The organism is Aeromicrobium sp. (genome assembly GCF_049586495.1).
GTDB lineage: Bacteria > Actinomycetota > Actinomycetes > Propionibacteriales > Nocardioidaceae > Aeromicrobium.
In genome coordinates this window covers 1-11,277 of the sequence record NZ_JBAVCB010000090.1, presented here as the reverse complement: position 1 = coordinate 11,277, position 11,277 = coordinate 1, and the positions used below count along the sequence as shown (strand labels likewise).

Sequence of the window (11,277 nt, the reverse complement as noted above, 5' to 3'; positions counted from 1 at the left end):
CGATCACACCGAGGACGGCCGCCGCGACGAGAAGCACCGTGTTGCGCCGCCGACCGCGGCGGGCAGCGCGGCGGATGATGGTGGGGTCGGGGATTGCCAGAGTTGACGTGACGTTGCCGAGCGCGTGCATCCGATGCTCGATCTCGGCGATCGTCTGGCCCAGCGACTTCTCCAACGCCGCAAGGGCGTTGGTCACCTGTTCGATGCCGTCCTCGGCCGGTATTCCGACCTCCCGGGAGGCGACCTCCAGATCGGTCCGACCCAGCGTCATGAGCACGATCAAGCGACGCTCGTCGACATGGAGGTCGCCCAGGGCGTCGAGCAGCGGGATGTCGGAGTCGTCCTCGTGCCGGCGACGCAGGGGGTGGGTGCTTCGGCTCAGGGCAGTGGCGCGCCATGCCTCGGTGCGCACATGGCCCAGCGGATCTCGGTCACGGATCTTGGCCCAGTCGCGCCAGGTGCGCCGGAACGCGTCGGTGGTGGCCTCGAGCGCGACCTGCCGGTCGCCGCACAGGGCATAGGTGACCTCGACGGCCTCAGCGAAGGCAGAGCGATAGAAGCTGTCGAACTCGTCGACGCGTGACATGGACAGCCTCCTTCGGCGCTCGGCGTGCCTCGGCGCGGCATCGCCACGATACAGGGGAGGATGAAGGGGTGACTGCGCCGACCGAGACCCCGTACCTCCGGGCGGCCTTCCTCGCCGGGCCTCTCGCCGCCGGCGCTGCGATGCTGCTGTCAGGGATCGTCGTGTTGTTCGCACGCGGGCTCGACGACTTCTCCGTGACGTCGGTGGCGCGCACCTCGGCGCAGGTCTGGCTCACCTCGATCGGCTCGGGCATCACGGCCGGTGGCGTCACCATCACGGTCGTGCCGATCGGCGCTCTGCTCGTGGCTGTGCTCGTGGTCGCGGCGGTCGTGCGGTGGGTCTTGCCAGACCCGGTCGATGATCTGCCAGCCTTCGTGATCTCCACTGCCGGTTCTCACGGCCTCGTCGGGGCCGTGATCTCTGCCGTGGCCGGAACCGGCGGTGTCGACATCTCGCCGATTCGAGCGGTTGCCGCTGCGTGTGTGGTCGGGGGGGTGGGCGCTGGCCTCGGAGCCGTTGGTCGACACGGGGGCAGCGACGCGCTGTGGTTCACCGTCAGCGACCACCTGCGCCGCGCCCTGCGCGCCGGATTGTCGGGAGTGCTGGCGATGCTGACCGCCGCCACGTCGCTCGTCGTCCTGCTCCTGCTGATCCATCTCGATCGGGCCGGGGATCTGTGGGCCCTCCTCGATCCCGGTGTGGGTGGTGGCATCGCTTTGGCGGCCGGGTCACTGCTCGCGGTGCCGAACCTCGTGTTGTGGACCGCCGCGACTCTCATCGGCCCCGGTTTCGCGCTCGGCAGCGACACGTCGGTGGATCTCACGGGGGCCCAGCTCGGCGCGGTCCCGGGGTTCCCGGTGCTGGCCGCCCTGCCGTCGCCGGGAGAGTTTCCCGGGTGGGTGTTCCTGCTGGGACTGGTGCCCTTGGCGGCAGGAGCGGTGGCCGGATGGCGGGCCTGCACAGATCCCTCCGAGGAGCTCAGGTCCCAGATCGTGGCCGGGTTCGCTGCCGGCGCCGCGGCCGGATTCATGCTTGGCGTTCTCATCGGAGCGTCGGGCGGGGCGATAGGACCGGGGCGGATGGAACAGGCCGGCCCGGCGGCCCTCACCCCGCTGCTCGTCGCCGTGCCCGTCATGGCGGTGGGCGGTGGGATCGGGGCGGTCCTCGCGCACTATCGTGGCGAGCGTGCCCTCCATTCCTCCCCAGAACCAGGCGCAGACGCCGGCCCGCCTGGTCGTTCTCGTCTCTGGCGCAGGCACCAATCTCCAAGCGCTGATCGACGCCACGAACAATCCTGACTTTGGCGCTCGCATCATCGCCGTCGGCGCTGACCGTGACGGCATCGAGGGGCTGGACCGCGCTGAGCGGCACGGCATCGACACGTTCGTCCTCCCTGTCTCGGACTTCCCCGATCGGGTGGATTGGGACATCGCGCTGGCCGATCAGGTCGCCGAACACGCACCCGATCTGGTGGTTCTGGCCGGCTTCATGAAGCTGACCGGCCCAGCGTTTCTGGCCCTGTTCGGCGGACGCACCGTCAACACGCATCCCGCGCTCTCGCCGTCCTTCCCCGGGATGCACGGTCCGCGCGATGCCCTCGAGTACGGCGTCAAGGTCACCGGCGCCACGTTGTTCGTCGTCGACGCCGGGGTGGACACCGGGCCCATCGTGGCTCAGGTGGTCGTGCCCGTCCTGCCGGACGACGACGAGAGCACGTTGCATGAACGCATCAAGCTCAGCGAGCGCCAGATGCTGGTCGACTGGGTCGGCCGCATGGCGCGCGAGGGCTACACCCTTGACGGCCGCACCATCACCTTCGGAGACTCATGACCACCTCTCGCCCCCTCAAGCGCGCCCTCGTGTCGGTCTACGACAAGACCGGACTGGCCGATCTCGCTCGCGACCTGCACGCAGCCGGCGTGTCGCTCGTGTCCACCGGCTCCACGGCCAAGGCCATCGAGGCGGCTGGTGTGCCGGTCACCCCGGTCGAGGAGGTCACCGGATTTCCCGAGTGTCTCGATGGCCGCGTCAAGACGCTGCATCCACGCGTCCACGCCGGCATCCTGGCTGATCTGCGCCTCGATGACCACCAGCGTCAGCTCGCCGATCTCGACATCGAGCCCTTCGACCTGGTCATCGTGAACCTGTACCCGTTCGGCGAGACTGTCGCATCGGGAGCAACCGCTGACGACTGCGTCGAGCAGATCGACATCGGCGGTCCCTCGATGGTGCGGGCGGCCGCGAAGAACCACCCGAGCGTGGCCGTCGTGGTCTCGCCCCAGCGGTACGCTGCGGTCCGCGCAGCACTCGCGGCGGGGGGCTTCACGCTCGAGCAGCGCAAGCGACTTGCGGCCGAAGCCTTCGCGCACACGGCGGCCTACGACGTGACCGTGGCGTCGTGGTTCGCCAGTGCGTACGCTCCGAGCCCCGACGTCGCCGAGGCCGGCGGCTGGCCCGACTTCGTGGGTGCGACGTGGGAGCGTTCGGCGGTGCTGCGCTACGGCGAGAACCCGCACCAGCCCGCCGCGCTGTACCGGCAGGCCGAGGGTGGAGGGCTCGCGGCGGCCGAGCAGCTGCACGGCAAGGAGATGTCGTACAACAACTACGTCGACACCGATGCTGCTCGCCGTGCCGCGTACGACTTCACTGACCCGGCCGTCGCCATCATCAAGCACGCCAACCCGTGCGGCATCGCCATCGGCGCTGACGTCGCCATCGCGCACGCCCACGCCCACGCCTGCGACCCTGTGTCGGCGTTCGGCGGCGTCATCGCCACCAACCGCCCGGTGAGCGTGACCATGGCACAGCAGGTCGCTGAGGTGTTCACCGAGGTGATCGTGGCCCCTGACTACGAGCCGGGTGCCGTCGAGGTTCTCCAGGGCAAGAAGAACATTCGTGTCCTGCGGGTGGCCGATGACGAGACCCGCGCCGCGGTCGAGCTGCGTGCCGTCAGCGGCGGCATCCTGATGCAGCGGATCGACCGCGTCGACGCTGTCCAGGATGTCGGCGGCGACGACCCAAGGGCGTGGACACTGGCCGCCGGGCAGCCGGCCGACGACGCACTGCTCGCTGATCTCGCCTTCGCGTGGACCGCGTGCCGGGCCGTCAAGTCCAACGCGATCCTGCTGGCCAGGGACGGCGCCTCGGTCGGCATCGGCATGGGCCAGGTCAATCGGGTGGACTCGTGCCGCCTGGCAGTCGATCGGGCGGGGGACCGTGCCAGCGGATCCGTGGCCGCGTCCGACGCGTTCTTCCCGTTCGCCGACGGCCCGGGGATTCTCCTCGACGCCGGTGTCCGGGCCATCGTGCAGCCGGGCGGGTCGGTGCGCGACGACGAGACGATCGCAGCGGCGGAGGCGGCCGGCGTCACCATGTACTTCACCGGCACCCGACACTTCTTCCACTGACGCTGGCGGGCGGACCGACGACATGTCTGAGCGGGTTCGGGGCGCCGCGCTGGTCGTCGTGTCGGCCGCAGCCTTCGGCTCGATGGCCGTGTTCGGCGTGTGGGCGCACGAGGACGGCACCGACACGCTCCCGCTGATCTTCGTGCGCTTTGCGTTGGCCTCGGTCGTGCTGCTGGCCGTGGCTCGGGTGAGGCGGGTGCCTCTGCCTCCCGTGCGTCGCTGGTGGCCGGTCGCGGCGATGGGCGGCATCGGCTACGTGGGTCAGGCGACCTGCTTCTTCCTGGCCCTGGAGCACGCGCAGGCCAGTCTCGTCGCACTGCTGCTGTATCTGTTCCCGGCGTTCGTCACGGTGCTCGCGGTGGTTGTCCTGCACGAGCGGCTGCACGTCGTGACGGTGCTGACCCTCGTGCTGTCGCTGACGGGGACGGCGCTGGTCGTCGGTGGCGGGAGCGGCCGGGCGCTGGGGATCACGCTGGCGATCGCCGCAGCGGTGATCTACTCGATCTACATCGTCGTGGGATCGGTCGTCACGGTGGGCCTCGATGCGATCATCGTGACGACGATCATCTGCTGCTCCGCGACCTTCGTCACCGGTGCGCTGACGCTGGGCGCGGCGCTGGCGGACCGCCCACAGTCCTTCCCGGACGGGCTGGTGGGCTGGGGCTCGTTGGTGGCCATCGCCGTCATCTGCACGGTCGGCGCGATCCTGACGTTCTTCGCCGGCCTCGCGCTGCTCGGCCCGACTGCCACGTCGGTGCTGTCCACGGTCGAGCCGGTGGTCACGGTTGCGCTGGCGACCCTCTTGCTCGACGAGCGGCTCGGCGGCGTGCAGCTGCTCGGTGGGTTGCTCGTGCTGTCCGCCGTGATCTGGCTGGCGCTCAGCCAGCAAAAGCCGGTGGCCTCCCTTGAGACCCCGCCGGTCTGAGCTGCCGCTCAGTGCGTCAGTCGAAAGGAATCAGACCCGTGAAGGAGTCGGGCCGCTTGCCGCGGGCGATGACCTCGCGGGCATCATCGACCGCGTCCCAGACGTTCCACAGCAGCACGCCGACCACGCGGTCGCCGTCGAGGTAGTACACGACCGAGCCGTCGCCCTGCTGGTCGACGACCGTCTCCAGCGACGGGTCCATGCGCCCGACCGCCTCGTAGCCGAGGTCGAACAGATCCGAGTAGAACATCGGGGTGTGCGCGTACGGCTCGTCGGAGCCGGCGAGGGCGCGACCGGCAGCCGTGCCCATCGTCAGGGCGTTGTCCTCGTGCTCCACACGGCGCCGACCGAGTCGCGGATCGATGTACGAGGCGACGTCCCCGGCCGCGAAGACGTCGGGTACCGACGTGCGCAGATGGTCGTCGACCACGATGCCGCCGTCGTCGGAGCATTCGAGGCCGGCAGATTCGGCCAGAGCGGTCGAGGGTTCGAGGCCTAGCCCGATGACGACCAGGTCGGCGTCGAGCGTCGAGCCGTCGTCGAGGTCGAGCCGCATCCCGTCGCCGCTGACCGTGCCTCCATCCACGCCGGTTCCAGCGCGCAGCTGCACGCCGGCCTCGGCGTAGCGTGCGGTGATCTGCTCGGCAATCTCGGTGGGGAAGCGTCCGGCACCCGGGTGATCTTCGGGGAAGACCATCGTGACCTGCACCTCGTTCTGTGCCAGCGCCGCCGCGATCTCCGATCCGATGTAGCCGCCGCCCACGACGACGACGTGAGTGCCGGGCTGGGCCGCCTCGCGCACGCGGCGGTAGTCGGCCACGGTGCGGTAGTAGACGACACGATCGGACGGCTCCAGGCCGTCGAGGTGTCGTGGGTGCCCGCCGGTCGCGATCAGCACCCGGGCGTAGCCGAACTCGTCGCCGGACGCCGAGGTCGCCACCCGGGCGGCCGGGTCGATCTCGGTGACGAGGTGGCCGAGATGCACCTCGGCTCCGGTGGCGCCAGCGGGGTCGAGCGTGCTGTCGGTGAGGGTGGCGTCGGCGTCGGTCCACAGGTCCTTGGACAGGGCTGGGCGGCGCACAGGAGCATCGGGCTCCTCACCCACGATGCCGATGGATCCGTCCGCATCGACCTCGCGGATGCCACGGGCGGCAGCGTCGGCGGTCATGCCGGCACCGATGATCAGGTACTCGTAGTCGTGGCGCATGTGTCTGTCGTACCCGCGAAGGTCGCTCGTCACACCTCGGCGGCGACCCCGAGCTCGTCGAGCACTCGGACGCCGGGCAGATCAGCCAGCACCGCACCCGGCAAGGCCAGCTTGGAGCGTCGCAGACCGCTGCCGACGACGACCCACGGCTGCTCCGTGACGGCGCGGTCGACCAGGACCTGCCATTCGTCGGGCAGTCCGATCGGCGTGATGGCGCCGTGCTCCATGCCTGACATCTGGACCGTCCAGTCCTGCGGGGCGAACGAGAGCTTGCGCACGTCCAGCGTGCGCTTCACGAGATGGTTGACGTCGGCGCGGGTGTGGGACAGGACGACGCACGCGGCGACCCGTTCATCACCGCCGCGCCGACCACGCACCACGACACAGTTGGCCGACATCTCGGGAGTCAAGGCATATTCAGCTGCCAGTGCTGCGGTGTCGGCCAGAGCTGGATCGATCGAAGCGGTTCCTGCCCGCGCGCTCAGATCGGGTCGTCGTGCGAACACGGCCGCGACGGGACCAGCAAGCAGCGCGAGATCCACAGGCCAGAAGGCGAGCGTGCCAAGGCAGACGTCGGGGTCCATGAGGAGATCCTAGAAGGGCTGACCAGCCGGAATCGACGGGTAGTGCCGTGAGAGACTCGCTGCGTGACAGCGCACATTCTCGATGGCAAGGCCGTGGCAGCGTCGATCAAGGCCGAGCTGACCGCACGAGTCGCCGTCCTGCGTGAGCGTGGCATCGTCCCCGGGCTCGGGACCATTCTGGTCGGTGACGACCCGGGCAGCCAGTGGTACGTCGGCGCCAAGCACAAGGACTGCGCTGAGATCGGCATCGAGTCGATCCGGATCGACCTGCCCGCCACGGCAACGCAGGCCGAGGTGGAGGCTGCTGTCGACCAGCTGAACGCCGATCCGGCATGCGGGCTCTACATCGTGCAGCTTCCGCTGCCCCGGGGCATCGACGAGAACGCGATCATCGGGCGCATCGACCCCGGCAAGGACGCTGACGGCCTGCACCCCACCAATCTCGGCTGGCTGGTCCTGGGCAAGGAGGCGCCGCTGCCGTGCACGCCGCGCGGCATCATCGAGCTGTTGCGTCGACACGGTGTCGAGATCGCTGGCCAGCACGCGGTCGTCGTCGGGCGCGGCATCACCGTCGGTCGCCCGATGGGGCTGCTGCTGACCCGCCGGTCCGAGAACGCCACCGTCACGCTGTGCCACACCGGCACCCGGGACCTGGCGGCCGAGGTGGCCCGCGCCGACATCGTCATCGCCGCGGCCGGGGTGCCGGGCATCATCACCGGCGACATGATCAAGCCTGGCGCGGCTCTGCTCGACGTCGGCGTGAGCCGCGACCAGAACGGGAAGATCGTCGGCGACCTGCACCCGTCGGTCATGGACGTGGCCGGGTGGGTGGCGCCGAACCCCGGAGGGGTCGGTCCCATGACACGCGCCATGCTGCTGGCGAATGTGGTCGACGCCGCGGAGCGATCGTGACTCCGCTGAAGCTGCCGCGCAGCCGCGGGTCGCAGCTCTACCTGGTGCTGCTGCTGGGAGTGGCGGCCGGCATGGTGTTGATCGCGCTCGATGCCTGGCGGATCGGCGTCAGCCTCGTGGGCATCACCTTCATCATCGGTGCCGTGGCACGCGCCGTCGTGCCCCCGGACCACATCGGCATGCTGCGCGTGCGCGGCACACCGTTCGATGTCGTCTGGATGACGCTGCTCGGCGTCAGCCTCGTGGTGCTCGCCGTCGTCATCCCCAACCAGCCCGGCTAGCCATTCGGGCGTGGCTCGTCAGCAGACCTCTAGATCAGGCCGAGCTCGGTGACGGCGTCGCGTTCCTCGATCAGCTCCGCAGCGGTGGCGTCCATGCGGGCACGACTGAAGTCGTCGATCTCGAGGCCCTGGACGATCTCCCAGTTGCCGTTCGTGGTGGTGACGGGATAGGAGTAGATCAGACCCTCGGGAATGCCGTAGGAACCGTCAGAGCGCACGGCCATGGAGGCCCAGTCGCCCTCCGGCGTGCCGTGCAGCCAGTCGCGAGCGGCGTCGATGGTGGCCGACGCGGCCGACGCGGCCGATGAAGCGCCGCGAGCCTCGATGATCGCCGCGCCGCGCTTGGCGACGGTCGGGATGAAGTCGTTCTCGATCCAGGCCTGGTCGCCCACGACCTCAGCGGCGTTCCGGCCACCGATCTCGGCGTGGAAGATGTCGGGGTACTGGGTGGCGGAGTGATTGCCCCAGATCGTCATCTTCTTGATGTCGCCGACGCTGGAGCCGGTCTTCGCAGCCAGCTGCGACAACGCACGGTTGTGATCCAGGCGGGTCAGGGCGCTGAAACGCTCGGCCGGGATGTCGGGGGCGTTGGTCTGGGCGATCAACGCATTGGTGTTCGCCGGATTGCCGGTGACGCCGATCCGGATGTCGTCCGCAGCGTTGTCGTTGAGGGCCTTGCCCTGCGCCGTGAAGATCGCGCCGTTGGCCTCGAGCAGATCGCCACGCTCCATGCCCTTGGTTCGGGGGCGGGCGCCGACGAGCAGAGCCAGGTTGGCGCCATCGAAGATGGTGTTGGCGTCATCGCCGATCTCAACGGAGTCGAGCGTGGTGAACGCACAGTCGTCGAGCTCCATCACGACGCCCTCGAGTGCCTTGAGCGCAGGGGTGATCTCCAGCAGTCGCAGCTGCACGGGTGTGTCGGGGCCGAAGAGTGCGCCACTGGCGATGCGGAAGAGAAGGCTGTAGCCGATCTGGCCGGCAGCGCCGGTGACGGCGACCTTGACGGGGGTGGTCACGAGGAGGTGCTCCTTGCGGGAGAGGCTGGGGGTTCCTTGTGAAAGTAGCAGTGGCTCGATCGCGTCACGAAGAGGGTCCTCGGTCCTCCGGTTGTTCATCAGGCGCCTCAGTGTCGGACCCGTGGCCTAGGCTGCCGCACGAGGCTGCCGAGCAGGGGAGGGGATCGATCCGATGACCGCGCGCCCCGGCCGTGACGTAGGTTCCCTTCGACTGCACCGGGCACCTCGGGCCGATCTTCTGATCGACGCTCTGGCTGACGTCCTACGGGTCCCGCAGGCTGATCCCTTCGCCCGTGAGCTCGTCATCGTCCCGGCCAAGGGGGTCGAGCGCTGGGTCAGCCAGCGCCTCTCCCACGCGCTCGGCACCGGAGCGACCGGCGGCCGGTACGACGACGGAGTGTGTGCCGGCGTCGATTTTCGCGCCCCTCGCTCGATCGTGGCCGAGGTCGTTGGTCTCGACGTCGATGACCCGTGGTCGCCCGACACGGTGGTCTGGCCGCTGCTGGAGGTGATCGACGCGAGCCTGGGCCAGGCGTGGTGTCCGGCTCTCACTCGCCACCTCGGTCAGTCGGGTGTCCATGGCGACGACGTGCGCCGCGGTCGCCGATGGGCCGTCGCCCACCGGCTGGCCCGACTGTTCGCGAGCTATGCGGCCCAACGACCCAGCATGCTGATCGATTGGGAGGCCGGAGCTGACACCGACGGTGCCGCGCAGCCGGTCGATGCGGACTTGGCCTGGCAGCCGGAGCTCTGGCGCCGCCTCGTGGCCCACGTCGCCCAGCCGTCTCCCGTCGTGCGGCACCATGCCGCCGTCCGGCGCCTCGCTGCCGACCCAGACGCCAGCGATCTCCCACCGCGGCTGTCGTTGCTCGGCCACACTCGCCTCACCGTCACCGAGGTCGACCTGCTGCGCGCTCTGGCTGAGCATCGGCAGGTCGACATCTGGCTGCCGCACGCCTCCGACGCGTTGTGGCAGGCGCTGCGAGACCCCACGTCCACCGGCCCCATGGCACGGCGCGACGACTCCACGCACCTCGCCGCGCTGCACCCGTTGCTGGCCACGCTCGGCCGTGACGTCCGCGAGCTCCAACGCACCGTCACCCCCATCGCCGCCACGTCGGTGGCTCTGGACATCCCCTCGCCCCGTCCGCCCACGCTGCTGGGCCGCCTCCAGTCCGACATCGAGGCCAACCGCGTCCCGGCTGGCGACCACTGTGTCGACCCCGCTGACCGATCCGTGCAGGTGCACGCCTGTCACGGCGCGGCCCGGCAGGTCGAGGTTCTGCGCGAGGTCGTCCTGGGACTCCTCGCCGACGACCCCACGCTCGAGCCCCGCGACATCGTGGTGATGTGCCCTGACATCGAACGCTTCGCCCCTCTGGTCGAGGCGGCGTTCGGGCTCGGTGGGGTGAGCTCGTCGACCGACGGCTGGCACCCGGGGCAGCAGCTCCAGGTGCGGCTGGCCGATCGATCGCTGGTGCAGACCAACCCGCTGCTCGGCGTCATCGGCCGGCTGCTCGACCTGGCCGGGAGCCGCGCGCCAGCCAGCACGATCCTCGACCTCGCGGCCACCAAGCCGGTCCGCCGCCGATTCGGCTTCACCGATGATGACCTCGACACCATGACCCGGTGGGTCGACGAGACCGGAGTTCGCTGGGCCTTCGACGACGCCCATCGGGCACCGTACGGGCTGGCAGCCTACGTGCAGAACACGTGGCAGTTCGGGCTGGACCGCATGCTCGCGGGGGCTGCCGTCTCCCATGACGCCCACCGGTACTTCGGTCCCACGCTGCCCTATGACGCCGTGGGCTCGTCGGGCATCGACCTGGTAGGACGACTCACCGAGCTGGTCGAGCGGCTGCGATCGATCACCGATCGGCTGACCGGCACGGCCTCCGTGGCTGGCTGGGTCGACACCCTGCGCACCGCGGTCGCTTCCCTCACGGACGTGGGGTGGGGAGATGAGTGGCAGGTGCACCAGACCGAGCGCGAGCTCGCCGCGATCGGGGCCGAGCAAGCCGACGCTGCCATCGAGCTCTCGCTGACCGACATCCGCTCCCTGATGGCGGCCCGTCTCGTCGGCCGGCCCACCCGGGCCAACTTCCGCACCGGATCGCTCACCGTCTGCACCATGGTGCCGATGCGCTCGGTGCCGCATCGCGTCGTGTGCCTGCTCGGCGTCGATGACGGCGTGTTCCCGCGGGCCGGGTCACCCGACGGCGACGACGTGCTGGCGCGGCGCCCACTCACGGGCGAGCGCGATCCACGCAGCGAGGACCGCCAGCTCCTGCTCGACGCCGTGCTGGCCGCTACGGACGCCCTGGTCATCACCTACTCCGGCGCCGATGAGGTCACGGGG

Annotated in this window: 11 protein-coding genes; 7 read left to right on the top strand and 4 right to left on the bottom strand. The window is 69.8% G+C overall.

The annotated features are described in order from the left end of the window. The coding region (locus tag WB508_RS05195) for a hypothetical protein (RefSeq protein WP_423843817.1) at positions 1-586 on the bottom strand (586 nt) is incomplete at its 3' end. A gap of 68 nt (positions 587-654) precedes the next feature. Here WB508_RS05195 and WB508_RS05190 point away from each other — a divergent pair. The 4 genes from WB508_RS05190 to WB508_RS05175 are packed head-to-tail and all read left to right on the top strand — an operon-like array spanning position 655 to position 4,918. Next, on the top strand, positions 655-1,884 hold the full coding sequence (locus WB508_RS05190; protein WP_423843816.1) for a DUF6350 family protein: 1,230 nt from the start codon (positions 655-657) through the stop codon (positions 1,882-1,884). Next, positions 1,772-2,416, top strand: coding sequence for a phosphoribosylglycinamide formyltransferase (gene purN / locus WB508_RS05185; RefSeq protein ID WP_423843815.1), 645 nt, complete (start codon positions 1,772-1,774; stop codon positions 2,414-2,416). Before WB508_RS05190 ends, purN begins: the two co-directional genes overlap by 113 nt. Then, positions 2,413-3,993, top strand: a complete 1,581-nt coding sequence (gene purH / locus WB508_RS05180; protein WP_423843814.1) for a bifunctional phosphoribosylaminoimidazolecarboxamide formyltransferase/IMP cyclohydrolase — start codon at positions 2,413-2,415, stop codon at positions 3,991-3,993. The genes purN and purH overlap by 4 nt, the downstream gene beginning before the upstream one ends. A 22-nt stretch (positions 3,994-4,015) precedes the next feature. After that, a complete protein-coding gene (locus WB508_RS05175) occupies positions 4,016-4,918 on the top strand; it encodes a DMT family transporter (protein ID WP_423843813.1) in 903 nt (300 codons plus the stop codon). Between the two features lie 16 nt (positions 4,919-4,934). On the opposite strand, the gene WB508_RS05170 is transcribed toward WB508_RS05175, so the two are convergent. Further along, complete coding sequence (locus tag WB508_RS05170) at positions 4,935-6,125, bottom strand: NAD(P)/FAD-dependent oxidoreductase (protein WP_423843812.1); 1,191 nt, start codon at positions 6,123-6,125, stop codon at positions 4,935-4,937. A gap of 29 nt (positions 6,126-6,154) precedes the next feature. Beyond that, the gene (locus WB508_RS05165; protein ID WP_423843811.1) at positions 6,155-6,709 is read right to left on the bottom strand and encodes a YbaK/EbsC family protein; all 555 of its coding nucleotides are present in this window, start codon (positions 6,707-6,709) and stop codon (positions 6,155-6,157) included. A 63-nt stretch (positions 6,710-6,772) separates the two neighbouring features. Between WB508_RS05165 and WB508_RS05160 the strand changes: the two genes are divergently transcribed. Together WB508_RS05160 and WB508_RS05155 are read left to right on the top strand one after the other, a co-directional pair. Beyond that, entirely contained in the window at positions 6,773-7,621 is an 849-nt protein-coding gene (locus WB508_RS05160; RefSeq protein ID WP_423843810.1) for a bifunctional methylenetetrahydrofolate dehydrogenase/methenyltetrahydrofolate cyclohydrolase, read from the top strand. Next, positions 7,618-7,902, top strand: coding sequence for a DUF3017 domain-containing protein (locus WB508_RS05155; protein WP_423843809.1), 285 nt, complete (start codon positions 7,618-7,620; stop codon positions 7,900-7,902). The genes WB508_RS05160 and WB508_RS05155 overlap by 4 nt, the downstream gene beginning before the upstream one ends. Before the next feature lie 29 nt (positions 7,903-7,931). Here the strand turns inward: WB508_RS05155 and WB508_RS05150 are convergent, their stop codons facing one another. Beyond that, positions 7,932-8,918, bottom strand: coding sequence for a malate dehydrogenase (locus tag WB508_RS05150; protein WP_423843808.1), 987 nt, complete (start codon positions 8,916-8,918; stop codon positions 7,932-7,934). Between the two features lie 172 nt (positions 8,919-9,090). Between WB508_RS05150 and recC the strand changes: the two genes are divergently transcribed. Next, positions 9,091-11,277 (top strand): exodeoxyribonuclease V subunit gamma (gene recC, locus WB508_RS05145; RefSeq protein ID WP_423843807.1); only part of this gene is annotated, 2,187 nt, incomplete at its 3' end.

What these genes read in the sequence shown, in the direction of transcription:
- purH (WP_423843814.1), top strand. Translation starts at nt 2,413, where the DNA reads ATGACCACCTCTCGCCCCCTCAAGCGCGCCCTCGTGTCGGTCTACGAC.
- WB508_RS05175 (WP_423843813.1), top strand. Translation starts at nt 4,016, where the DNA reads ATGTCTGAGCGGGTTCGGGGCGCCGCGCTGGTCGTCGTGTCGGCCGCA.
- WB508_RS05170 (WP_423843812.1), bottom strand. Translation starts at nt 6,125, where the DNA reads ATGCGCCACGACTACGAGTACCTGATCATCGGTGCCGGCATGACCGCC.
- WB508_RS05165 (WP_423843811.1), bottom strand. Translation starts at nt 6,709, where the DNA reads ATGGACCCCGACGTCTGCCTTGGCACGCTCGCCTTCTGGCCTGTGGAT.